Raw genomic sequence first — 23,172 nt, forward strand, 5'->3', positions numbered from 1 at the left:
TATAGAAAACGAAAAAATAAATGAAGAATAAAATCCATATCCCCGCAATTCTGACCATTCTTATAGCATTTGTTTCGTGCGATAAAGACTATCCGGATATCATATCTAATGATGCACTTGCCGGTGTATTTGTGGGAAATGAAGGTGGAACAGTAAGTTTTTACAATGAAAGAGACAGCAGTGTTACTGCAGATATGTATAACGAAGTCAATAGCGTTTCGCTCGGTGGAAAGCTGACCGCATTTTCCGTGGTCGGTAACCGAGGTTATATTTTAAAAGGTTCGGCAGGTGCCCAGGAGATTGACTTGGTTGATATGGAGTCTTTCATATCAATAGGCAGTGAAAACGGGTTTAGCAATTTGACAGACCTAAAGGCGGTGTCGGACCAGTTTTTATATGCTACCCAAGGAACGGTGAGTGACGGGAATTCCGGCTCTGTTTTGATAATGGACAGTACTGCCATAGAGATTGGCGAACCATTAAGAGTAGGTAAAAATCCTACCAGAATAGCATATAGCAAGGGGAAAAAGTTGTACGTGGCCAATACGGGCGGTCAGGCATATCCTGATTCAACCGTGATGGTTATTGATATTACCCTAAAAGAGGTAACAGATACAATAGCGCTGGAACAGGAATTAGATGAAACAACCACGCTGAAACTAAAAACTCCGGTTGAGATGGTGATCGACGGTTACCGGAACATATGGGTATTGTGTGTGGGATTGAATGGGGAAGGTGCCGGATTGGCCAGGATCAACTACGGAACACATGAGGTAAAAGTGTTTCCGTTTGTGGATGATTATGTGGCGAACGGGCGAAATTGTTTAATGACTTCACTTGGAGGAGGTACCATATTTTACGTAAACGATGGTACATACGCTATGCGCTATGATGATGATGAATTACCTGCCAACAAGTTTTTTAAGGAAGAAACCTATAAAAGTATGGTGTTTGATGCTATGGCCATTAATCCATATACCGGAAAATACTTTTGCGCTGTTGATGGACAGGGCGAGGCAAACGGTTCGGTATTCATATTCGACCGATATGCATATAATAGTGAGAATACTGTTTTTGAAGTTGGCGTAATGCCGCGTCATTTTGTATTTGTCCGCTAGCAAAAAATGGTTCTGCGCTTTTTGTTCATTGCGCCTTTGCAAGATATTTAATCCTCCGATTTGTCAGATGATGATTCGGAGGATTTTTTTTGCGCTTTTGCCTCTTTATTTTCTTTTGTCCTTTTTATAATTCCTTCTGCGAACGATTTAATAAAGGAGAAAAGGGGCTTCGACAATTCGTTAAATATGGCGGTAATAAAACGAATAGGATTCAGATACTCTTGAAGTTCCATCTTTTTAATCTCCAATTTTTTTTCCGATAAACGTATTTCGTAGAAAAGCCTCATTTTTTCTTTCCGGAAGTCTTCGAAAGATCTTATGTTCGAATAGTTATTCTTTGTCATAATTGCTGTAGTTAGGAAAAAATAAGTGAATAAACGCTTTAATAATTGGCTTGCTGATGAGCATTCCCTTAAACAGATAAAAAACGAGCCCCGCAAACAAATAGGCGCCGGCCACGATAATAAAGCCTGTTTCGGTGCTATTGGTGTAGTTCCCAATTGCATAGGCAGCCGCCATCGACAAGAACAGCAGTACGAAAAACGCGATGTAATACAGGACAAGACGAACAGCTAATCCTGAAGTAAGCCTGCTCAAATCTTCTGCGACATGCAGTTTTGTCAAATCTATTCTGTTCTGAACGTAAGATTCAATTTCTTTTTTAACTTCGGTGACCTCTTCCGATAAACTTTCTTTTTTGCTCATACCTTAATAATATAAAAATACCCGAACCAATTTCTAATTAATGTAAGAAATTTGAATCGGGCTTCAAAATAAAGTGTCACAAAATTGTAACTGATGCCTAATAACAGAATAACTTATGTGAGTTAAGGTTTAAGTTATTAATTAGTTAGGGCTATTTGTAGGTTCCAAAGTTCTTTTGTACTCTTCGAGTAATTTTTCAATTTTATCCTCAATATTGTGGATCTTGGCCTTAAGCTCTTCTTTTATTTCACCACTTTTTTCCTTAATTTTTTCTTTGGTTACATTCATCTCTTTTTCAAGCTCATGCAACTTTTCCTTTAATTGTTTGCGGGTTTCTTTTCCATTTTGTGGTGCAAATAATAACGCACTGGCAGCCCCTACCATTGCTCCTGCAAGCAAGCCTCCTAAAAATAATCCGGTATTTTTCATAACTCTTAATATTTAAATAGTTAATAATGATTTTATTCACCTAATAATATACCACATAAACTTATAAAAGTCAAGATTACAAAAAAGCTTTTGATAATAGTTTTGAATAAACATATCTGTACACTAAATTTGGGGATTAGCACCGGACTGGCCGTTTTTGAAACATGGACCAGTGCAGTAAGAATTTAGAATGGAATTTATATGGAGAACCGGGTTATACTTAATCATTCCGAAAAACAAGAAATAACACAGAATTATAGGAGCTTATTAAGAGCTTGCAGGAAAATATTATCTAACGAGGACATAACAGAGGTCAGGAAAGCCATTGAAATGGCGTTAAGCAGGAAGAAAGAATTTAGAAGGCCATCCGGTAAACTGTCGGCAATCCATTCTTTGGAAGTGGCTAACATTGTTGCTTCGGAGATTGGTTTAGGCCGTACTTCTATCATTTGCGCACTTCTTTATGATGTGGTCCAGCACGAAGATGTTGAGAAGCATGAGATTTTGGAGGCGTTTGGTAAAAAGGTGGAAGATATCGTGACCGGGCTTATCAAGGTGAAAGAATTATACACCAAGGATACTTCTATCGAAACGGAAAATTTCAGAAAGCTACTCTTGACGTTTGCCCAAGATGTGAGGGTAATATTGATTATTCTGGCCGACAGGTTGCAGACTATGCGCAGCTTGAATTTATATGAAGCGGAAAGCCAGCAGGTTATAGCTTCCGAAGTAGGGTATTTGTATGCTCCTATGGCCCACAGATTGGGCTTATATGCCATAAAAAGCGAGATGGAGGATGGTGTAATGAAATACACCAATCGGGAGATGTATAGTTTTATCGCCAAAAAACTAAATGAAACCAAACGGGCTCGCGATAAGTATATTGCCGATTTTATTGCGCCGATTAAGAAGGAGTTGGAGGCTGTTGGGTTAAAATTCGATATAAAAGGACGCACAAAAACTATCCATTCCATCCATAATAAGATGAAAAAGCAAAATACACCTTTCGAAAACGTGTATGATCTTTTTGCCATCCGTGTTATTTTGGATAGTGCGGAAAAAGATGAAAAAGCCGACTGCTGGAAAGTCTATTCCATTGTTACGGACAAATACCAGCCTAATCCGTCGCGATTGCGCGATTGGTTGTCTATCCCTAAATCAAATGGATACGAATCGTTACACACCACTGTGCTGGGGCCCGAGAAAAAATGGGTGGAGGTTCAGATTCGCACCCAAAGGATGAATGAGGTGGCAGAAAAAGGGTTGGCTGCACATTGGAAATACAAAGGGGGTGAAGGAGAAAAAGGAATGGATAGTTGGTTGGGAAATATCAGGGAGGTATTGGAAAATCCGGAACTAAATGCCATTGACTTTATCGATGATTTTAAGCTTAACCTGTACGATGAGGAGGTATTTGTTTTTACGCCCAAAGGTGACCTGAGACGTTTGCCCAAAGGTGCCACAGTTCTCGATTTTGCCTTTGATATTCACTCCGGGGTAGGGAAGCAATGTAACGGGGCTAAAATAAATGGCAAACATGCCTCCATTAAACAAGTATTAAAAAATGGTGATCATATAGAGGTGATCACTTCCAAAACTCAAGAGCCAAGGGCTGAATGGTTAAAAGTGGTGGCTACATCACGGGCTAAATCCAAGGTAAAACAAGCGCTTAAGGAGATCCAGTATAAAGAATCGGAATTTGGCAGGGAAACACTGGTTAGAAGGCTCAAGAATTGGAAGATAGAATTAACCGACCAGTTGATCCATCAGTTGGTAAAGCATTATAAATCGAAAACCATCAACGATTTTTTCAGGGAGATTGCGGTAGGCACCATTGACGTTACCAGCGTTAAGGATTATGTGCACGCACAGGAAAACAAAGCTCTAGACAAGGAAAAACAGGATGTTATTGCCCAACATAAAAGTGCAACAAATTTTGTAGCCAGTTATGACGAAGTTGCAAGTTCGGATGACATACTGGTGATAGACAAAAGCCTAAAGAACGTAGATTATTCTTTGGCCAAATGCTGCAGTCCTATTTTTGGGGATGCTGTTTTTGGTTTTGTGGGTGTAACGGGAGGTATTAAGATTCATAGGAAAAATTGTCCGAATGCACCGGAGATGCGCTCTAAATTCGGTTATAGAATAGTGAATGCACAATGGAGTTCCGGTAGCTCGGCAAACTTTCAGGCAACGCTTAAAATTACAGGTAGCGACGATATTGGTATTGTAAGTAATATCAGCCAGGTCATTACCAAAGATTTGAAAATGAAAATGCGCTCTATTTCCATCGATTCACAGGAAGGTAGTTTTGAGGGAACGGTAACCGTATTTGTAAATGATACGGATATGCTGGGTATGTTGATTAGAAAGGTGAAAAATGTTAAAGGGGTGTATAATGTATCCCGTATCGATTCGGTGGTGTAGTGTTCGCTGATCTGTTATCAGCACAATTAGTGATCAGCCGACTGTCAACAGTTTGCAGTTGCCAATGAGGCAGGGGCGGGCGGCAAAGGATGGAATCGTTTTAAGGGATGTTATCGGTATGGTATTACATTGATTGGTTAATGTGTTGTTATAAAAGACTATAGCGCCAAAAATAATTTAAAAAGGCTGTTCACCTAAAAAATGAACAGCCTTGGTTTTATAATAAAAGTAATTAGGCCTAATTTAATTGATAGCAACGTACCCAATCAATATCCATTGAAATTGGTAACTTATCTTGCTTCGGAATATCGGTAAAGTGGGTGCTGAAGGATACGTACATGGGTATTTGAGGTATGTTTTCAGTTTGCGTATAAACCGTTATACCATTAATTTTCCATTCCATCAGGTTTTTTGACCATTCCAACGCGTAAATATAAAAATCTTCGGAAGAGCCTGGGATTTTCACATCCTGAACGCTTTGTGAGATTTGGCCATTGTTGCCCCAAAAGTTTCCGGCTTCAATTTTATTTGTCCCGTTTTCAGGAGTCTTCAAAATGTTAACTTGAGGTGTCATCTGTTCCGATAATAAAACAAAACTGTGGGCGGCAGGTGCTGTGTGGCTATACCTAACCTTCGCTTCGAACTTTCCGAATTGTTGTCTGAAACTTTGTCCCGTGTTGATAATTCCCGATGAATATGCAAAGTCTTTTGGCACAAAACCGAACTGCGTGTCCCATATTTTTCCTTTGCAATCTTCGTTTTTCGAAATTATTCTGGCACAACTGTTTCTAAGTTCTATGTTCTCCTTCTTGAAAAATTGCTTTTCGTTAGCCTGCACATAGTTGTCATTCATTAACGCTTTTCCCCAATAATAACCGGTAATCCATTTGTTCTCATCCAAAGATGTGCCATCGAAATTATCTTCAAAAGTAAGAGCCCACTTGTCAATGTCTTTAAAAGGATTGTCTTTCGTTGTTTTCAAGAACCAGGTTACATCTTCGCTTTTCTGTAATGCTTTATATTCTTCCAGCAACTGATACTCTTTGGACTTTTTAAAGCGATTTTTGTCATTCATCTCGCTTTTTATTTTTTCGAATTCAGGTGATTCGATATAGTTTTTTAACCCCAGGTAAGTTTGAATTTCACTTGTTTTTTTAAGTTCCTCAGCTTCCGCGCTTTTATCAATGCGTAAGATTTTGTTGAAGCGTTTCACTGTTGCGGAACGCTTGTGCTTTTTATATTTTTGTTCCTGTTGAAAGGCATCAGTATCTTTAAATCGTACCTTGTCGTCCGCTGTTACTTTTTTGTTTTTAATGGCAGCAAATTCTTCCGATTCAACAAACTGCTTTAATTTTAGGTACTCTTGCACATCGGGGGTGTTTTTTAATTCTTCTAACAGCTTGCTTTTGTCTTTTCGAATATACTGATGGTAGTTTACTACATTTTTCGAGCGTTTGTGTTCATTGTACTTTTTGAACTGCTGAAACGCCTCCGTGTCCTTAAAGCGCTCCTTTTTGATCTTGATGACTTTTTGAGCAAATTCTCCCGAATGAACCAATGTGTCCAGTTCAAAATATCTTAATATAGATTCCGATTTTTCCAGCTTGTGAAATCGCTCTTGGGCATTCCTCAAGGTGTTGTATTCATTTTCGTATTTTTCAGTACTTGGGAACTTGCTCCCGAAAAGTCTGCTAAAAATATTCGCCATGTTGATATTGGATTAGTTTCTTTTTAACATCAGTATTGTACGGGGGATTGTTAAAATGGTTATTAAAAAACGGTTTTAATTATTATCATTTATAAAAGTCGAAAAGAAAAAAATGATGTTAAAAGATTATGGATTGACCCTTAGTATATTGAAGGTGTTAAGGTGGGCCAAACGGATTATATTTCAAGTTTATTTGTATATTTTTCGTTTTGATTCGTTGAAAAAAAGATAATTTTTATATTTTTGCAACCGCAATGCGAAAATAGCTCAGTTGGTAGAGCACGACCTTGCCAAGGTCGGGGTCGCGGGTTCGAGTCCCGTTTTTCGCTCATCTTTTAAATTTAAAAGAGTGATGTTATAGTCGCTCTTTTTTTTTACGCCCAGGTGGTGAAATTGGTAGACACGCAGGCTTGAGGGGCATTTACGAAAATTTAGTGTTAAAGAGCTGCAATAGCTGATTAATACTAGGTTTTAAAAGAACTTGAAACAAAAATACGGAATTTATTCGGAAACAATTCGGAAACATTCTGTAAAAAGATAATTTTACTGTCACCAGCCCAGGTGCTGAAATTGGTAGACAGGCGCGGTTGAGGGCCGCGTGTACTACGTACGTGCGGGTTCGAGTCCCGCCCTGGGCACACAAAAACGCCCGACTGATTTAATTCGGTCGGGCGTTTTTATTATTTTTGAGTATGGCTAGATATTAACTGCAACCTCTCCATTTTCATTAATCACAATCTGTTTGTTGTCGTGAGTTTCAACTAGTGAAAAACCATTGTAAAATGGTTCTATTGAAAGATACCTTTCGGTATATAGTTGCTTTCCTGTTTTATCAATATGAAACCATCCATTTTCATCTTTGGCTGTTGCAAATGACTTATGATATACCCCTAAGTTCAAAAATAACTTACCATTTAAAGCTGTTCCTGTTTTATCAATATGTTTACATAAACCATTTTGAAGTTTTACTACAGCAAAACCATCTTTAAAATCACCTGAGTATCTATATCTATCCGAATACAATATTTTACCATTTGCATCAATATGGAAATATTGTCCATCTGAATTTCGGACAGTACAAACATTTTCTTGAAAATTACCTACCCATGCATATTCTTCATTGTAACACCTGTTCCCTTTTACATCAATATGAAACCAGAACCCATTAAGAATAACTGCTGCCTTAAAGAAGTAATATCCAAACACTCTATCATATCGTTCTTTATAAATCGGATTACCATTAATGTCAATGTGATACCATCCGGTTTCATCACATACTGGAGCTAATCCTTCTGAATGAAACTTTAACACTTCTTTGAAGGTCTTATTAAAGATGTTTTGACCATTGTATTTAAAGAATGTGGAGCATTCTGAAACTTCTATATCTTTCCAATTCATTTTTCTGCTATAATTAAGTATTGAAGATTATTAACTTTCTTGACCTCAGAATATGTAAAGCCTGTAAATGTTAAGAGGCTCTTGTATTCTGATAAACTCCTTTCAAAACCTCCCGTTAGGGCATGCATATTTAAAGATAGGATGGCAGCCCCATCATCTATTTTATCAGTTAAGTTCTCTACCACATATAGAAAACCTCCTTTAGGTAAAGATTTAAAAGCATTATTAAGAATCTGAGTACATTTCTCATCATTCCAATCATGCAAAACTCTACTCATAATAATGGCATCTGCAATTTTGGGAATGAACTGAAAAAAGTCTCCACCTATTACAGGAATATCTCCTTTATACAAGTCAATCACTTCCTGTTTATCAAATAAAAAACAGTTTACTTGTGGATTATGGGCTTTAACTGCATTAATCAATGCGCCCAAGCCTCCACCTACATCAATTATAGATTGGTGTATTGAAAAGTCATGAACTTGATAGATATTCTCATAATCATCACGAGCATATTCATACATAGCTTTATGGTAATTCAATAACCTTTCCTTATCATTTGAGATATATTCAAAAAATGGCTTCGCATATATATGATTAAAAGCTTGTTTGCCTGACTTTAAGGTGTAATCTAAATTTTGCCATGCTGTTAAATGCTCTGCACCCCAATTTAAACATGCATACTTTAAAGAGTAAGGGTGAGATTCTGTTAAGAGTTCTCCTTTGATTGTCAACTTTAGCATCTCACCATCTGTATGAATTAGCTTTTGCTGTTTAAGTACTAAAACTAATTCTTTTAAAACTTCTAAATCAAATCCTTCATTATCGGCAAGGGTAGTAATTGACATAGAGGTATTCTGAATACAATCAAAGATATTCTGTTTACATGCAGCATAAACAGAAAGGTAGTCCCAATATTGAGTAAATAATCCTTTTAGCTCATTTCTATACTCAATCATTTTCCTAATTTTTGTTTTAAAGTAGTGATAGCATTTCTGCCCATTCCACAATGGTGAAGATATTTTTCTATTCCTCCAACATCATTAATAAAATCATAGAAAATCCTGAATTTGTTTTCATCAGTATCCTGTTCGCTTTGTAAATAATCAGTCAACAATTCCTCATAGGGAGAACACAAAAGCATTCCAATCAAAATAGCTATCAATCCGGTTCGGTCTTTTCCAGCTACACAATGAACTGCTATTGGATATTGAGATTCAGAAATAGTTTCAAGAATTGCCATGATTTGATTTTGACAGCATTTTATAAAAAAGTAGTAAGCCTTTTCAGGATTTGATAATCCTGAGTAAATAGTATTTGTCTCTTCAATAAACCATTCCGGTTGATTCCATGGGTCAAGAGGAAAATTGATACAATGAAACTCACGAATAAATGCATCTGAATATGAATCTGCTATAACTTCCCTTTCAGCTCTTAAATCAATAATGGTTTTGATTTTATTATTTCTAAGAACATCTAATGCTGAATCGTCATTCTGATATTCAGTTATGGATGATGTCCTAAATAAATATTTGGGTTTTATAGTAGAAATGCATTTTGAAACATCCCTAAAATTTAAAATACCGGGTTGTGCTTTATCGGCATTATTTACAACGGCTTTCTCATTACACATGCTTGACATAAAGGCTTTTGTTTGTAATTAGTAATCAAATCGTTGTAAATAGAACTATTTAACACCTCTTTAAAAGTTCTATTCTTGTAGTTTCCGAAGTCACCTAAAGAATCTCTTTCTTTGTCAGGAGCGCAGCATGGAGATATTTTTCCAGTAGCAGAAACCCATAATTCCTTACCTAAAAAAGGGCACGCATAACTTTCAGGAATTAAAGAAGTTTCCTTTTCGTTTAAATAGTCTATTTGTTCTAGTAGAACCTTTTCTCCATTGGGTTTTCTATATGTTTCGGCTGCATCATTAGCCTTATCAACTATTGAGTTCCATAATGCTATTGATTCTTTATTCGTTTTAAAGGAAAGGTCTTTTATTTCTTCAAAATGTGTCCACAAATGATGTCCTTTTATGCGGTCAACGCCCATGCTTGCCCCAAGCTTAATTATTTCCGGTAATTGATGCATGTTTTTTTGCATAAAAGTCAATTGCAGAGTTATTCTGCTGTAAAAACCTGACTTTCTATAATGTAAGTCTCTACATTCAATAAAGGCTTTTAAATTTGACACATGCTGTTCAAAATGAATTCCTTGCATGATACTTTCAGCCAAATCCTTTGTTACTCCATTAAGTGATATTTTTGTATCGCTAGTTACAGGTAAAATCAGTTCCGCCCATTCCGTTACATCTCTTTTAGGAAATGTTCCGTTTGTAGTGAGGTTTATTTTAATATCATATTTTTCAGCAAGTTGAAAAAACTTATCAATGTCCTTATATAATAGAGGTTCACCCATTGTTGAAGGTATAATCTCTTTAACATCAAGTTCTTTCGCTTCTTGAAATATTTTATCTATCCAATTGGAAGGCATTCTCCTGGCTTTTACACCTGTTGAATCATACAGTTCGTTTTTAAAATTACTATACCGACTGTGTTCCTCACACATTATGCATTTAAGGTTACAATCTTCCGGATTGGTATCTAATGTTATTCTATATAGCTTCGGCATTTTTGGATTCAATTAGATAATTATACTTTCGATATAACTCTTGGCAATGCTCAATAATATTAGGTATTTCTCCATTCTCTGAATACAAATAGCCTTTTTCTCCAAGTGATTTCATCTTTAAGGGATTGTTAACTGCAAATTGAAGACTTTCTCTTATTGATTCAACGTCCCGATGCTTAAAGAGTAATCCGTTAACATTATGCTGTACGTATTCTTTCATTCCCCCGAAATCAGCGGTAATTACAGGAATATGACATGATTGTGCTTCATGTATTACTAATGGCGAATTTTCTCCCCATATTGATGGTACTACAATTGCGTGAATATTGCTAAATACATCTTTGGCTAGATTATGGTTGATATATTCTCCACAAAATTCCACCGGATTAGCACATTCTGATGTGAGTATTTTTAATGCTTTTGTGTTCTGTCCAAGCTCTCTTCCAAATATCTTTAGCTTTGCGTTTCCCTTTAATCCTTTAAATGCTTCAATCAGTAAATTTATGCCTTTAGCAGCAATGTGTGTTCCGATATATCCAAATGTAAATGTATCAGATTCTAAATGTGTTTCTGGTTTAAGGTAATGAGTAGGAAAGCCATAGTCGAGATAAAAAATCTTTTCTTTAGGTACTGCAAAATCATTAATAAAACGATTCATTAGATATTTGGAGGGTGCGTGAAATAATTCAACTTTGTTAATGACCTCCTTTGTAATTGACATTCGTTGATTTACCCACTTTTCCCAATGCTTACCATCTTTTATAGAATCAATGCCAGATTGGTACATTTTATAGCAGGATTCTGCACATTTAGAATCGTCCTGTTTATCACAAAGATTATACAAGCTTTTACCATCAAAATTCCTTTGCAAAAATTGTCCTCTTGGACACATTAACCAAAAATCGTGAAGGGTAAATAAGATGGGGATATTTTGATTGTTTAATTCATCTATTATACCAGTTGATAAATGGTTTAGATGTCCAATATGAGCAACATCTGGTTTAATGTCTTGAATTAGTTCTGCAAACTTTTTATTGATGATTGTATGGTTGTAACCATCTTTCCCCCTGGCCATGTTGACAAAAACAAAATCAACTTCATCTTTTGTTTCCTTTCTAAAGTTGAAATCAGGAATGTACTCGTTTTCTTCACGTGTAAAAACTGTAATCTTATTTGTCTTTTTTAGTTCATCGACAATTGATTGACTGTAAACTTCAGACCCAGCGTTGTAGTTTGGAGGGTATCCGTGGATTATTTTTAGTATGTGCATGTTTTTAAATGAAATGGAATGCTCTGTTAATTGAGAGCATTCCTAAGATTAATTACTTCTTTCCTTTTTGATTAGAATTGAGCTGTGTGCCTCTATTACCTTGATTCTTGTCATAGGTTTTATTTGTCCCACTTGTTCCTTTATTGGGATTTTTAATGTCAGCTTGATGATTGCTAGTTTTATTATTTTTCATGATTACATTAATTAGAAATCCTACTTCTAGTTATAGTCTTTTTTCGGTTTGTTCAGACTTCAAATTCATAATGCATTAGAATTATACTTGTAAAAATAATTGAATAATATAGTGTAAATTTGACTACGCAATAATATACCAATATATACGCAGAAAAGTACATTAATATGCATGAGATAAGAAAAAAGGCTATCCATACACTTAAACAAATGATGGAATACCCTGGTAGATTTTCAATTTTAGTTCTTGGAGATAGTGGGGTTGGGAAGACCCATTGGATTTCACAAAATGTTAAAAGCATAACAGGTAATGAAAGCAAGGATAACTCAATATTTATAGATTCTGGTTTAACTGAGGATTCAATTGAGTACTGGGAAGATGTCTTTAATAAAGCAAATAATAAATTCCTGATTATAGAAGAAGTAGAGAAGCTTTCACAAAAAAGTCAAGAGATAATATTTAATATCATTTCCACCCATAATGGTAAATTTGGTCTTAAAGAAAAGAACTTAGAAATTAGAATCATTTTTACTTCATGTTTACCAATTGAAAAGTTAAGACAAGATAGAAGAATATTGAACTCAAAATTCTATGACCGGGTTAGTCAATTTGTTGTCACCTTTCCAAACTTTAATGAAACACAACGAGATATTTATAGCGACTTTGAAGAAACGTGGAAGAAATTCTTCAATGAACAACACGAATATCATAACAGATTCCCTCAAAGTGAAGAATTTAAAGATTGGCTCGATCTTGTTGCAGGAAATATGTATGGTAATTTTCGTGACCTTGATAAAATTGTTATAAACTGGAACTTTCATCAAATTTCAGCAGAACAATTAGAAGAATCTAAAATATTTGAATTGGTAAAAAAGGACTTTGAAGCAATTTTAAAATATCCTGCTCAAAGAATATATGACGACAATTCATTCGTTTTTATTGAAGATATAAAGTATGATGAAATGCTAAAAAATTTCAGGAGGGCATTAAGAAATTGGAGCTTAAACGTCAACTTTAATAATAAGCAGAAAGCTGCCGAAATGCTTGGTATTAGCCATCGCTCAATGGAACGATGGTAAAACTTTTATATCTCTGATTCTTCAAATTCAATCTTCCCAATCCGCTTTAACCACCCTTCAAGGAATAAATGATTTCTGCCTTTCTTGGCAATCTTGTGATAATAGCGGATTCGAGCTTTTTTGATTTCCCAAAACAGTTCCTTTGGCTGGCAATTGGCAATTGCAGCAAGTGTCATTTTACCAATAATACCATCCATCTTTAAATCAGCTTCAAAGAATTGGTTTAGCAGACGTTGAACGCCTCTGGCTCCCCATACTCCGCTATTAACACACCAATCAAAGATGATTTCTTGTAGTGAGCCATTGGAGATTTCATCAATTTTAAATCTTTTGTAAAAGGTCTGGTGATAAAAATCCTTTACAAGCTGTGTCAATTGAGGAACATCAATCTTAAAATTCCAAGGTATTTCACCATAGGTTTCTTTGTAGGCATCAATGTATTGCCAGCCTTCCCAATCGGGATGCAAATTCCGGGCAACACCCATGTAGGTTTCACCACCTCGGTCGCCTTCTACATTGGCATAATAGCCTTCGTGTTTGATTACACCATCAAACAACTCATCGAATGTTTTCATTGTTTACGTCTGTTTTTAAGTTTGACATCGTTAACTCCTGATATTGCACCACCAAAAAGAAAGTCAATAATGGTGCTTAGTTTGGTGGATATTCCACCGTTGATACTGCTTACAAAAGCAATTTGCCAATCATCAAGCTGAATGGTATCAAAGATGAAGTAGTTCAGCATTACAAAAGTCAAAGCACACCAAGCAAGTAAAAAGAAGATTGCAAAGGCTTTTTGAAGCCAACTGTCTTTCTGATACATCTCCCTGGCTGAACTCCTATCGGCAACTGCCATCTTAAAAAGTTCCATTTTCCCCTGGAGCTTTTCTTCTTGTGTGGTGAATATTTCATCAATCAGCTTTGTGCCTTCTTTTAAGGTTTCCGCAGCTCCGGCATTGATTACCTTTCCAAATAACTTTCTCATCGTTCTACAAATTTTAAAATGGTATCGAGCTTCTCGTTAAGCTGCTTAATGGTTTGGTGAAATAGTTCCTTACTCACATATATTTCCTTGGAGCTATCCCTTAAATCGGATATGCGTTTATGCAGTACCGTAAACTTGTTTTCGCATGAAGCAAGCTCCTTAGTCAAGTGCTGAATATCCTTTTCCAATAAATCGGTTTTGGCATCCACCGTTTCTTTTGTAGCATTTTTAGAAATAGCATTGCGGATAATGTTTGAGAGTACACCTACTGTAAGAGAACTCAATCCGGCTATAACCACCCAATAAAATTTAATTGTCATTTCTTCCATGCTAAAAGATTTTAATGGATTCTGTACTACCCTCCGGAAAGCGGTTTTTCTCCATCGTTGCACTTTGATTTTCAATGTGCATAATGGCATCTACAATATGCTCCCACTTCGTTCCGCCTTTGGAGCTGCCATCTCTGTTTGCCTGATTGATGATTACAAAAGAGGTGTTCGGAAACTGTTTCTTCAGCTCTTTAAATTCCTCGTGAGAAATATCCGTTGTTTGGGTACTGTCGATAAATACCACATCGTAATCTCTGAATAGCTTCGGATTGTAGTCCTCGATAATTCCAATCGGGCTGTTAATACCGAGCCTTACTACTTTCTCCTGCATTGTTCCTTTTGCACCTTCTTCATTGGCTACATACAAGACTTTATATCCGTGTTGCTTTACCAATTCATCGGCAAGCATCAAGGCTACGGTGCTTTTCCCATGAAAGCGTGAGCCGTAAATCATTATATAGAAAGGGATATACAGCTTGCCTAATAGTTTACCGAACTTTCCCCTAATGGAGATGGTCTTAAAATTCATTTTGGCAAGGTCGTTTGCCAAAACAACCTGGTCGGATGCGATGACTGCGGTTCTTGTGGTGCCGGGATTGAATGCCCTGTTTTGTGAGCCACTACTTTTGGGCATGGAAGTAGTGGCATTTACTTTCCCAATCCGGCAATGCCTTGTAGCCCTTTTAACTGAACATTGGTAACAAGCAGTTTGTCACTCTCCAGATAATCATGTAAATGCTTTTGAACGTTTTTAACCTGTTCAAATTCCTTGTCTGATTTGTCAACCTTACCGTTTTTTAATGAGTTGGTAACTGTGGTAAGTAAGCGTTGCGCTTTTGCCTTTGTGATATTGCCATACAGGTTGATAAAACGCTTAATCAATGCAACTGCCGGAGTAACACCGTAGTCATCCACAATCTTTTTCAGCTTCGTGTACAATGAATCTGGAACTTCAAACTTACAAGTACCATTCATATCCTTGTAAGTCTTGATAAGGTCATTGCTAATGCTTTTAATTTCAGAGGCATACTGGCTAGTTTTGCGGATGGTCTTTTCGGTAGCTGCCTTTTGAATCACCTTGTACAATAGCGATACCTGACGTTCGGTTACTTTCTTGTTGTGAAAGTTCAGATAACGCCTGATTACCTTAATCTCCAACGGCATCAAATCGACCTCGATGGGTTTTCGTTGTGCTTTTTTAGGTGCTGTCGTTTTCTTTGTTGCTGTCCATTTTGGTGTAGCTTTCTTCGTCACATTTTTTGTCGATTTTTGTGACGAGGCAGTCTTCTTCGCTGGTGCTTTCTTAGGTGCAGAGCTTTTCTTTTCAGAATCCTTTAGGTAAGGTTCAACGATTTTGAAATGATTATCAAGCATCTCTTTTATGTCCTTATCCTCATTGTAGAAATCGGCAAATGAATCGAACTCTTTATGTGCTTCCTGTGCTGCTTCCGGCAACTTTTTGAAGTCAATATTTTTGGTGGCCTCCTTGTAGTTTTTAACTGTAAGTTTCATATCACGATATTTTTAATTGTTTCTGTTTAATGCGAATTGCTTTAGCCCTGATTTTGGCAAGTTTCAGTTTGCGCTCTTTGCCTACTATCACACCTTTATTCACGCTACCTTTTTCGGTCAGGTCGATGTATTCATCGGCTCGTTTATCGGTAAATGGTTCAAATGATTTAATGGATAAATGCTCCTTGATTGCATAAATCAGGTTATCAAAGCATTTGTTGATGTAAATACGTTCCTGACCTTGCGGATAAACAGGATGAGAAAACATACCACCTGAGACCAGATAGTTATTTACCCGGTCCTTTTCCTTTAGCTTGTCGTACACATAGCATTCAAAGCTTCGGGCAAACATCTCTGCAATGTCTTTCCAATAAGCACCTTGAAGTTTGGAATAGTGATATAGGTAGCTGTCGGTTCTGCGCTTCTTTGTCTCGTCAAAATCATTGTAGCTAACCGCTTTATCTTCCAAAGCATAATACCCAAAGCGAAGCATTAGGATAAGCGAAACGATACTTGTATGCACCACCGATTGTCTCTCCTGAAATGTCGGTACAACCTTCTTAATAGAGGTTTTCAGAATATCCTTGAACCAATCTTTTGTTGGCGATGAATTACCTCCGATAAAATACTTCTTTTTGTACCCCAAACTTTCAATGATGGTATTTAGATAACTTTCTGAACGCAATGGTTTCGTGGATAATTCCAAACCATTCAGGTAATGGTCAAAGAAATGACCCCACTCATGGGCTACCGAGCCGTCACCGTTTCGTTTGGTCAGGTTGATGAGCTGGCGTGTTGGGTAGTAAGTAGCCATTGCTTTACCTCCACGACCGAATGCACCGAAAGCAATAGCCAGGGCTTCGTTTATGGATAGGTTGATGTCAAGCACCTCGCATAAATCAACGATGGCTGCAACAAAATGGCGAATGTGTTCTCTGGCTTCATCATCCTTCACATAGTTTCCTAATGTGAGCGATTTAAAATGAAGCTTCTTGATAACCGTATTTTCATCCGCTTCCTCAATCAATAAACCGCCTGTCCGTTTGATATATGATAGCGGTACGGCTTCTATTTTAGGCTTGCTGCTGCTTTTTGATTTGCTTGTTTTCTTTGTTTCTGCCCAGCTCCAATCCGGTTTAAATTCCTTGTATGGGAATCGTTCTTTTTGCTCATCATATTCTCTTTTTGCATCATTGATAAACCTTGTGCAAACCTGAGTAACATACCTTACATAGTCTTCCACAGTCCGAACGCTGCTCAACATGCCTCCCTGAAAAGTCAGGTCGTTTTGCTTGTGGCGTTTCATATCGGCAGGAGAAAGAATTTGCTTTGCAGAATCAATACAATCCTGTTGGCGTTTTATCCGTTTGTCGGTGTATTCTTTCAGCCTCTTAGCATGTGGAGCTGCCTGTTCTTTGGTGATGCCTGAATATTGATGGGCTTTCATGTAAGTTTCCTTGACCGCAGATGTTGTCCGATAGCCCTTAATGGTAAAGACAATATTGCGAAGTGCTTTGCCGAATATCATTCCAAAATCATGCTTACCCACAATCTCACCATTATTGGCAATGGTATCGAGTTGTTGTAAATCCGTAATTGAAATCGCATCAGAAAGAACTTTTGCAAAAGCCTCTGCCATTTTCACATATTGCTCCCTGGCTTCCTTGGTATTGGCATGTGGTTTTGCCGGGAATGCCTGACGAACCTTTACTTTCAAAAATGCACAACCCGAATCCGTTCCATTTTCTTTTTCTGCCTGTGGGTCAACCTTTGGAAATACTTTATCCTTTTTAATTAGCTCAATAGCGGTAGCTTCATCTTGTTCGATGCTGTTTAAATCGCTACTGCTGATAAGCTTGTTGTACATGGCTTGTTCTTTCCTGGAACCATGAACACGCTTTCCGGCATCTTTAAACTCCCGGTTCTTTTGCTTTTCCTGTAAAGCTTTTTCAACTTCTGTATCAATATCCCCAAGGTCATCGTTCGGGGTTGCTAAGTTGGCACAGTAGTTTTCATACAACGACCAATCATCGCTGATAATGAAGAATCCATCATTGGGATTGGGTTTGTAGCCTTGCTTTGTTTTGTAGCCATTTCGCCCTTCAATGAATCCATGTTTGGGCAATATCCAAACGAAGTCACCCTTTCTAGGTTTGTAGCGAGTGGCAATAATATCGGTTGCTTTCTCAAAACCTTTATAGATGGGCAAAGCATTGACATTAACACCCTCTTTAAAACCATTGGCTAAAATGGATGCCTTTGATTTTCCTTTGGTGCGAATATCCTTGTGGATGGCTTTGTACTTTTTATAAAACTCCTTTTCCGTCATAGTATGGTCTTGATTTTAGGGTGAGTTCCAAGCCCGGCGACTGCCCGAAGCTGTTTCTGCTTAATCAGGATAGCCTTTGCACGAAGCTTCACAAGTTTCAGTTGCTTGCCGTTGTCGATGCTTATTTTCTTGCCCTTGGGTGCGGATTGCTTTTGTTTGGCCAGTCGTTTGGGGAATTCCTTTTTGTCCTGTTCAAACATCTTCATCGCCTCATTGGTAAGGCTATCAGTTGAATTGCCTCGCTTTGTTCCCTTATCCAAAAACTCATCGTAATAATGGCGTGGAATTTTAACCGAAAGGCTGAACCGTTCACCAAGCAGATTAAGAAGTTTAGGCATCTTGCTTTCTTCAACCGAAGCCCTCATATTTCCCGAAACCATTTCAAAACCATCCCGATTATTAACCAGAAGTTTTACAACTTCTTTATCTGTATAAATGGGAATGTGAGTTTTGGTTTTAGGCATGATGACCTTAAAAGTGCCATCATAATGCCTGGCTATTGTAATTCTGTTTTCGGTAGCAATGGTAGCACCATTACGAAGGCTCATAATGTGCTTTTGTAGTTTGGCAATTGGAGCTACAACATAGTTGTCTGCTTTATTATCGTTATTGTCAGGCGACCATGCCTCACTCATTAAAATACCTTTCTGAACACCTCTGCCTTTGGTGGTGAAGCTTACCAACTTTCCTGAAAAGTCCGCAGAGCCTTGAAGTATGTTTCCTGTAACGATGTATCGGATTTGTCGGTCTGCCGTGAAGTCTTTGATTGCTTCATCCCAACGCTCAATCAAGCTTTCTTTTTGACCTGAGGTAAGCTGCATACTACGGCTCATTACACGCTCAATCTCTTTAGCGGTATCGCCCGATGCAGGGAGAACGATGTATTTACGACTATCTGAAATGGCAAAGCGAAGTTTTACCGATGACGGAGCATAAGGATTTTTGCGTTTGGGATTGATGTCAAAACCAAGAAACACACAATAAGAATTGGAACTGCTATCGGTTTCAAAACTGACTGCCGGATAGAAATAACCATGACCGACTTTGAAGAACTTGAAAAAGTTGTTCAGGTAGCGTTTCCGGTTCTCGCTTTGTGTTTTGGTCTTGGTAATCTCGGCTTGTTTTCCTTCTTCAATTTCTTCGGTTCTTTCAGCGACATAATCTCTTTGGGCTGCTTTATCGAAAACGGGGATTTTCTGATACCCCTTTTCGGAGATAATCCCCGCTTGTAGTTCTAAGTATTTGGTTTCTAAATCTTTTAAATCTGAATTTAATTTAGTTAATACCCACTTTTCATGGGATGATACAATTTCTTCAGAAATACTGTCAGGGTGTTTACTGCTTAGTTGTTTTTGAATCAGCTTTTCAAGTTCAGCTTTGCCGTAAGGTTTTTTAAGTACGTTGCATTCACATTTTTCCAAATAGGTATCGTTACCAAATACAGAACGTCCACCTTTCCCGGCAATCACAACACGCTTTTCAAGGGATTCCGCTTTTAGGTTCAGGACTTCCACTTCAAGGTCGTACTCATTGGCTTGCTTGAGGTATTCGATGTAATCGTTATATCGCTCAATAACCTCTTGGTAAAACTTCTCCTGTTCCTTAACCGATAAAACAGCCACACGACCTGTTACCTTTGAAGCATCACCTTCGGATGGTGTCTCATCGCTGTCTTTTCCCTCAAATTTGAGTGGGTTATCCAGGGCTTTGTTTAGTTCCTCATTTTCCAACATGTATTGGCGAACCACTTTGTCTCCGTACTTATTCAGAAAGTCATCGGATTCTAATTGTGATTTACTGCTCTTTTGGTTGGAGGTGGTATTGGCATCCAATGATTTCAGCTTCTTTTTAAGCATCATCATAAACCGCTTTTGTGCCGGGATGGATGAGATAATGTAATCGTAAATCGGTTTCATTATCTGACCTGTACGGTTGATACGCCCACGCTTTTGAATCTCGGTGTTGATGTTCAGTTCAGGTTGAAGTATCACCATCACACGCTGCTTCACCTTTTCTGCTGGCACCTTATCGGTGACAATGGCATGTGCCGAAGCTCCTGTTGAACCACTTTGATTGATAAGCAGACAGTCAATTTCATTGTCGTTAAACTGACGAAATAAATCGGCTGTGTTTTCCTTTTTTCGGCTCATTACCAAGGCGGTTGTATTCTTTGCCTTGGTAGAATTGTACTGAACACAAAGCTTTCGCCCTGTAACTTCGCCAACCGAATAGCCGGCTTCTTTTATCTTTTGGATAATAAGGTCCAGAGGGCTGATAGTAATGCCTGTTGAAGCCTGTTCGATTCTCCTGATAATATCATAGTAAGCCAATTGAGCATCTTCCGATAAATCGGCAATATTGAACTGTTTGCCCTGTGATTCTCCATCAATATCCTTTTCAGTATAGCGAAGAACTGAATCCAATCCCTTTTCCAAAACGGTTGAGAAGTCACCATTAATTACATCATCAGGTTTTGCCATTCCCTCTAAAAAGCTACCCATTGTTGAAGCAAAGGCAATGATAGGTTTCTTACCTTCTTTTAGCCTGTTTATGGCATGGTCGGCAACATCAGAGGCATTCAGACTAAAGAGTAATTGATTGATGACATTGAAGACTTTTGAGAAATACGGAATATTATCAACCCCGGCTTTCTCTGTTCCTTTGCGTGTTTCAACCTCTTTACTTTCGGCTGCTGCAATCTTATCAAGCTCATCAACTTGTTTATTGATGTACTTCTCCTGGAACCCGATTATATCTCGAATGATTGAAGTTACTTTATCGGCAGTTTCAGCTTGTTCTTTGGCTTTTTCTTTAAGCTCGATGTAGTTGACTTCCACACCTTCAAAAGAACGTTCACGCCTAATCATTTGCCCCTCTGAAACCAATTGGGCTGCTAATACTTCCTGTAAAGCCACACCGCCTTTGGTGATAGCTTCAACCAAATCCTCTTTGCTCATATTGGCATCGCTCATTGAAGTTTTTTGAGCGTAAATCGGCATGTTATCAGGTCGCTTTGCAAAGGTGGCTGAAAGGAAACAAACGCCTTTGGTTTGCCTTAACACATCTTGCATAAATTCACCTGTATTGGAGCTTCCCGAAGCATTGTGAGCTTCGTCCATAATGATAATATTACCACTACTTGCAGCATTTAAAAACTCTTGTTTGGCTGGCTTTTTCGGCTGATTGAACTGCGAATAAGTGGCACAAACAAAGTTGTAATTGTTGGGTACTTGCTTGCTCTTTATAATCCTTTCTTGTGTAGGTTTTTCGGGAGCTGTATATATGACTTCACCGCTTTTGTCCTTCACATTGGTTTTGCTCTCTTTGGAGTTCACGATAAACGGAACCAGGGCAGAGCTACCAATGTCCGACAAGTCTCGATATAGGTCTGTAAACAGGTTGGGCTTTTCCGAAAGGAATACAGGTTGCAGTCCACTTTTAACACCGTAGCGGATTAAAGCTGCTGCGGTTCTTCCTTTACCGATTCCTGTTTGGTCGCCAACAATAATCCCTTGGCCACGCTTTTCGATATTGTAAATTGCCAATGATACCGAATCAATCTGTTCGCACGAAAGCGACTTGACAAGTTCATCATTGCTGTAATCGAGTTTCTCGGCAACATAGTCAAACAAAGGCATCCCTATACTTTTCTTTACTTTTCGGATTGCGATGTGCATTTCATGTCCCATTGAATCGGGAACAGTTGTATCCAGGATAAAACCTTTTTCGGCTGTTGGAATATATGCCATGCCCAGCCCTTTATGACCGAACATTCCTTGTAAATACTCATGTTCATTTTGAGCCAGCTTTTTGGTGCGGACAAAGCTTTTATTGTTGGTGGTTTTAAAACCCAATTCAATAAGCCTTGCCGATATATGTTTTGGTGGAACGCTACCAAACTTAATGGTAATGCTGCTTTTGCTAAATGCTATTGTTTGTTTCATACTGCTTCTGTTTTATGAGAATTGCTTTTGCTCTCAATCTGGCAATGTTCTGGTTGATTTTCGTAAGTATTTCTGGAGATGGTTGAAGTTGAACTCTGTCCCAAAGTTCTTCATGGGTATTGACAACGGTGCTGTGCAGTTTATTTTTAAGCGGAGCTGCTCCATCGGGAACTGCTTTTGCTCCATCAATCAGAATTAACCGGGTATTGATTGAAGTTCCTTGTCTGGAGTAAAGCCTTTTGCCGTTAATAGGTATAATATCTTCAACGTTGTAAAAATGGTAGAGGTAATTCAGGAAAATGCGGTTAGTTCCTGCGGTTACACGACCATGTTCGTCCCATGTGGTATGACCGCCAATTATAATGGCAGCTTTACCATTATCCTTCATGCAACGCAAAGCGTTCAATGCCATTGCATGTTCCAACCGCTTGATTTTAAATTTTCCAAAAAGTTCAGGTTGAGAAAGTGAACCGAAAGGTGGATTCGTAACTATACCGTCAAAAGTTCTATCATAAGCTGCCGGAGGCTTTAAAGCATCCCAAGAACTAACCTTTGCAAAAGGTTGTTCTTTCAGGTTGGCAATCCTTACATCATCCAACTCGTTAACATGGGTATAGTGATAAGGCAACGCAATCGTTAAAAGTCCGTTCCCTGCCGATGGCTCTAAATATCTTGGAAAATCGTTTTTATCATTGGTAAGGTGAGCATTGCCGACAATTTTGCCTTTAGTTCCACCTTTTACGATGTTCTTAAAAGCCTTGTAACCTGATAAGCTACCTGATTTTAAAATGTAACTCGATGCCAGGAATGAAATGGGTGCCGGAGTGGAATATTGCTGCATCAATACACTCATGCTTGTTCGCATGGAAAGATTGACCTGTGATTGATACAGGGCTACAATATCAAGGTATTTTCCGTAAGTGGTTAGCGAACTGTCGTGTGCTATCTCTCTTGCGTTAAGGATTATTGCCAGTTCGGTAAATTCTTTTACCAAGTTTTTGTTGGCAATACCGAAGCTTTTGGCAATACTTTCAATAGTGGTTTTAGAGTGCTTACGTCCACCTTTTAAATCCTCACGAATCCTTGATATGTAGCCCTTTTTATCCATGAACAAA

Annotated in this window: 21 protein-coding genes and 2 tRNA genes; 5 read left to right on the forward strand and 18 right to left on the reverse strand. The window is 38.0% G+C overall.

The genetic code is table 11. From position 1 onward, the window contains the following. Positions 1 to 20 precede the first annotated feature (20 nt). Entirely contained in the window at positions 21 to 1,118 is a 1,098-nt protein-coding gene (locus ACT29I_RS01765) for a YncE family protein (RefSeq protein ID WP_430933216.1), read from the forward strand. A gap of 47 nt (positions 1,119 to 1,165) precedes the next feature. On the opposite strand, the gene ACT29I_RS01770 is transcribed toward ACT29I_RS01765, so the two are convergent. From ACT29I_RS01770 to ACT29I_RS01780, 3 genes are all read right to left on the reverse strand, one after another. After that, positions 1,166 to 1,462 (reverse strand): hypothetical protein, encoded by a 297-nt coding sequence (locus ACT29I_RS01770; RefSeq protein WP_430933217.1) that lies wholly within the window; start codon positions 1,460 to 1,462, stop codon positions 1,166 to 1,168. Further along, on the reverse strand, positions 1,449 to 1,823 hold the full coding sequence (locus ACT29I_RS01775; protein ID WP_430933219.1) for a phage holin family protein: 375 nt from the start codon (positions 1,821 to 1,823) through the stop codon (positions 1,449 to 1,451). The genes ACT29I_RS01770 and ACT29I_RS01775 overlap by 14 nt, the downstream gene beginning before the upstream one ends. 141 nt (positions 1,824 to 1,964) lie before the next feature. Further along, a complete protein-coding gene (locus ACT29I_RS01780) occupies positions 1,965 to 2,252 on the reverse strand; it encodes a YtxH domain-containing protein (protein WP_430933220.1) in 288 nt (95 codons plus the stop codon). Between the two features lie 201 nt (positions 2,253 to 2,453). Between ACT29I_RS01780 and ACT29I_RS01785 the strand changes: the two genes are divergently transcribed. Further along, positions 2,454 to 4,679 (forward strand): RelA/SpoT family protein, encoded by a 2,226-nt coding sequence (locus ACT29I_RS01785; protein WP_444792556.1) that lies wholly within the window; start codon positions 2,454 to 2,456, stop codon positions 4,677 to 4,679. Between the two features lie 238 nt (positions 4,680 to 4,917). Here the strand turns inward: ACT29I_RS01785 and ACT29I_RS01790 are convergent, their stop codons facing one another. After that, positions 4,918 to 6,387 (reverse strand): glycoside hydrolase family 16 protein, encoded by a 1,470-nt coding sequence (locus ACT29I_RS01790; RefSeq protein WP_444792557.1) that lies wholly within the window; start codon positions 6,385 to 6,387, stop codon positions 4,918 to 4,920. A 256-nt stretch (positions 6,388 to 6,643) separates the two neighbouring features. On the opposite strand from ACT29I_RS01790, the gene ACT29I_RS01795 reads away from it, so the two are divergent. Both ACT29I_RS01795 and ACT29I_RS01800 read left to right on the forward strand, forming a co-directional pair. Beyond that, positions 6,644 to 6,716: transfer RNA gene (locus ACT29I_RS01795), tRNA-Gly, on the forward strand. Between the two features lie 226 nt (positions 6,717 to 6,942). Further along, positions 6,943 to 7,025 (forward strand) — tRNA-Leu (locus ACT29I_RS01800). 58 nt (positions 7,026 to 7,083) lie between these two features. Here ACT29I_RS01800 and ACT29I_RS01805 read toward each other — a convergent pair. From ACT29I_RS01805 to ACT29I_RS01830, 6 genes are read right to left on the reverse strand one after another with little or no spacing between them, the layout of a single operon-like run. Continuing rightward, entirely contained in the window at positions 7,084 to 7,785 is a 702-nt protein-coding gene (locus tag ACT29I_RS01805; RefSeq protein WP_444792558.1) for a WG repeat-containing protein, read from the reverse strand. After that, positions 7,782 to 8,744, reverse strand: a complete 963-nt coding sequence (locus ACT29I_RS01810) for a methyltransferase (RefSeq protein WP_444792559.1) — start codon at positions 8,742 to 8,744, stop codon at positions 7,782 to 7,784. The genes ACT29I_RS01805 and ACT29I_RS01810 overlap by 4 nt, the downstream gene beginning before the upstream one ends. After that, the gene (locus ACT29I_RS01815; protein ID WP_444792560.1) at positions 8,741 to 9,427 is read right to left on the reverse strand and encodes a tyrosine-protein phosphatase; all 687 of its coding nucleotides are present in this window, start codon (positions 9,425 to 9,427) and stop codon (positions 8,741 to 8,743) included. The genes ACT29I_RS01810 and ACT29I_RS01815 overlap by 4 nt, the downstream gene beginning before the upstream one ends. Continuing rightward, positions 9,394 to 10,416 (reverse strand): radical SAM/SPASM domain-containing protein, encoded by a 1,023-nt coding sequence (locus tag ACT29I_RS01820; RefSeq protein ID WP_444792631.1) that lies wholly within the window; start codon positions 10,414 to 10,416, stop codon positions 9,394 to 9,396. The genes ACT29I_RS01815 and ACT29I_RS01820 overlap by 34 nt, the downstream gene beginning before the upstream one ends. After that, entirely contained in the window at positions 10,400 to 11,686 is a 1,287-nt protein-coding gene (locus ACT29I_RS01825; protein WP_444792561.1) for a glycosyltransferase, read from the reverse strand. The genes ACT29I_RS01820 and ACT29I_RS01825 overlap by 17 nt, the downstream gene beginning before the upstream one ends. A gap of 52 nt (positions 11,687 to 11,738) precedes the next feature. Next, positions 11,739 to 11,879: a hypothetical protein gene (locus ACT29I_RS01830; protein ID WP_444792562.1), complete on the reverse strand. Its 141-nt coding sequence runs from the start codon at positions 11,877 to 11,879 to the stop codon at positions 11,739 to 11,741. A gap of 167 nt (positions 11,880 to 12,046) precedes the next feature. On the opposite strand from ACT29I_RS01830, the gene ACT29I_RS01835 reads away from it, so the two are divergent. Then, positions 12,047 to 12,958 (forward strand): ATP-binding protein, encoded by a 912-nt coding sequence (locus ACT29I_RS01835; RefSeq protein WP_444792563.1) that lies wholly within the window; start codon positions 12,047 to 12,049, stop codon positions 12,956 to 12,958. A gap of 5 nt (positions 12,959 to 12,963) precedes the next feature. Here ACT29I_RS01835 and ACT29I_RS01840 read toward each other — a convergent pair whose 3' ends face one another. Genes ACT29I_RS01840 through ACT29I_RS01875 form a run of 8 tightly spaced genes read right to left on the reverse strand, consistent with a single transcriptional unit; the run spans position 12,964 to position 23,165 of the window. After that, positions 12,964 to 13,533, reverse strand: coding sequence for a glycoside hydrolase family 108 protein (locus ACT29I_RS01840; RefSeq protein ID WP_444792564.1), 570 nt, complete (start codon positions 13,531 to 13,533; stop codon positions 12,964 to 12,966). After that, complete coding sequence (locus ACT29I_RS01845) at positions 13,530 to 13,943, reverse strand: hypothetical protein (RefSeq protein WP_444792565.1); 414 nt, start codon at positions 13,941 to 13,943, stop codon at positions 13,530 to 13,532. The genes ACT29I_RS01840 and ACT29I_RS01845 overlap by 4 nt, the downstream gene beginning before the upstream one ends. Beyond that, positions 13,940 to 14,272, reverse strand: a complete 333-nt coding sequence (locus ACT29I_RS01850) for a hypothetical protein (protein ID WP_444792566.1) — start codon at positions 14,270 to 14,272, stop codon at positions 13,940 to 13,942. The genes ACT29I_RS01845 and ACT29I_RS01850 overlap by 4 nt, the downstream gene beginning before the upstream one ends. Before the next feature lies 1 nt (position 14,273). Next, the gene (locus ACT29I_RS01855) at positions 14,274 to 14,906 is read right to left on the reverse strand and encodes a hypothetical protein (protein ID WP_444792567.1); all 633 of its coding nucleotides are present in this window, start codon (positions 14,904 to 14,906) and stop codon (positions 14,274 to 14,276) included. 14 nt (positions 14,907 to 14,920) lie between these two features. After that, a complete protein-coding gene (locus ACT29I_RS01860; RefSeq protein WP_444792568.1) occupies positions 14,921 to 15,784 on the reverse strand; it encodes a hypothetical protein in 864 nt (287 codons plus the stop codon). Between the two features lies 1 nt (position 15,785). Beyond that, complete coding sequence (locus ACT29I_RS01865) at positions 15,786 to 18,113, reverse strand: LPD1 domain-containing protein (protein ID WP_444792569.1); 2,328 nt, start codon at positions 18,111 to 18,113, stop codon at positions 15,786 to 15,788. Further along, positions 18,110 to 22,057 (reverse strand): strawberry notch C-terminal domain-containing protein, encoded by a 3,948-nt coding sequence (locus ACT29I_RS01870; RefSeq protein WP_444792570.1) that lies wholly within the window; start codon positions 22,055 to 22,057, stop codon positions 18,110 to 18,112. The genes ACT29I_RS01865 and ACT29I_RS01870 overlap by 4 nt, the downstream gene beginning before the upstream one ends. Next, complete coding sequence (locus tag ACT29I_RS01875; protein ID WP_444792571.1) at positions 22,035 to 23,165, reverse strand: hypothetical protein; 1,131 nt, start codon at positions 23,163 to 23,165, stop codon at positions 22,035 to 22,037. The genes ACT29I_RS01870 and ACT29I_RS01875 overlap by 23 nt, the downstream gene beginning before the upstream one ends. Positions 23,166 to 23,172: the final 7 nt, after the last annotated feature.

The sequence above is a fragment of the Saccharicrinis sp. GN24d3 genome, from assembly GCF_052400645.1.
Classification (GTDB): domain Bacteria; phylum Bacteroidota; class Bacteroidia; order Bacteroidales; family Marinilabiliaceae; genus Saccharicrinis.

Excerpts from the sequence above, each read along its gene's own strand:
- ACT29I_RS01765 (WP_430933216.1), top strand. The coding sequence starts at position 21 with ATGAAGAATAAAATCCATATCCCCGCAATTCTGACCATTCTTATAGCA.
- ACT29I_RS01770 (WP_430933217.1), bottom strand. The coding sequence starts at position 1,462 with ATGACAAAGAATAACTATTCGAACATAAGATCTTTCGAAGACTTCCGG.
- ACT29I_RS01775 (WP_430933219.1), bottom strand. The coding sequence starts at position 1,823 with ATGAGCAAAAAAGAAAGTTTATCGGAAGAGGTCACCGAAGTTAAAAAA.
- ACT29I_RS01780 (WP_430933220.1), bottom strand. The coding sequence starts at position 2,252 with ATGAAAAATACCGGATTATTTTTAGGAGGCTTGCTTGCAGGAGCAATG.
- ACT29I_RS01785 (WP_444792556.1), top strand. The coding sequence starts at position 2,454 with ATGGAGAACCGGGTTATACTTAATCATTCCGAAAAACAAGAAATAACA.
- ACT29I_RS01790 (WP_444792557.1), bottom strand. The coding sequence starts at position 6,387 with ATGGCGAATATTTTTAGCAGACTTTTCGGGAGCAAGTTCCCAAGTACT.
- ACT29I_RS01805 (WP_444792558.1), bottom strand. The coding sequence starts at position 7,785 with ATGAATTGGAAAGATATAGAAGTTTCAGAATGCTCCACATTCTTTAAA.
- ACT29I_RS01810 (WP_444792559.1), bottom strand. The coding sequence starts at position 8,744 with ATGATTGAGTATAGAAATGAGCTAAAAGGATTATTTACTCAATATTGG.
- ACT29I_RS01815 (WP_444792560.1), bottom strand. The coding sequence starts at position 9,427 with ATGTCAAGCATGTGTAATGAGAAAGCCGTTGTAAATAATGCCGATAAA.
- ACT29I_RS01820 (WP_444792631.1), bottom strand. The coding sequence starts at position 10,416 with ATGCCGAAGCTATATAGAATAACATTAGATACCAATCCGGAAGATTGT.
- ACT29I_RS01825 (WP_444792561.1), bottom strand. The coding sequence starts at position 11,686 with ATGCACATACTAAAAATAATCCACGGATACCCTCCAAACTACAACGCT.
- ACT29I_RS01830 (WP_444792562.1), bottom strand. The coding sequence starts at position 11,879 with ATGAAAAATAATAAAACTAGCAATCATCAAGCTGACATTAAAAATCCC.
- ACT29I_RS01835 (WP_444792563.1), top strand. The coding sequence starts at position 12,047 with ATGCATGAGATAAGAAAAAAGGCTATCCATACACTTAAACAAATGATG.
- ACT29I_RS01840 (WP_444792564.1), bottom strand. The coding sequence starts at position 13,533 with ATGAAAACATTCGATGAGTTGTTTGATGGTGTAATCAAACACGAAGGC.
- ACT29I_RS01845 (WP_444792565.1), bottom strand. The coding sequence starts at position 13,943 with ATGAGAAAGTTATTTGGAAAGGTAATCAATGCCGGAGCTGCGGAAACC.
- ACT29I_RS01850 (WP_444792566.1), bottom strand. The coding sequence starts at position 14,272 with ATGGAAGAAATGACAATTAAATTTTATTGGGTGGTTATAGCCGGATTG.
- ACT29I_RS01855 (WP_444792567.1), bottom strand. The coding sequence starts at position 14,906 with ATGCCCAAAAGTAGTGGCTCACAAAACAGGGCATTCAATCCCGGCACC.
- ACT29I_RS01860 (WP_444792568.1), bottom strand. The coding sequence starts at position 15,784 with ATGAAACTTACAGTTAAAAACTACAAGGAGGCCACCAAAAATATTGAC.
- ACT29I_RS01865 (WP_444792569.1), bottom strand. The coding sequence starts at position 18,113 with ATGACGGAAAAGGAGTTTTATAAAAAGTACAAAGCCATCCACAAGGAT.
- ACT29I_RS01870 (WP_444792570.1), bottom strand. The coding sequence starts at position 22,057 with ATGAAACAAACAATAGCATTTAGCAAAAGCAGCATTACCATTAAGTTT.
- ACT29I_RS01875 (WP_444792571.1), bottom strand. The coding sequence starts at position 23,165 with ATGGATAAAAAGGGCTACATATCAAGGATTCGTGAGGATTTAAAAGGT.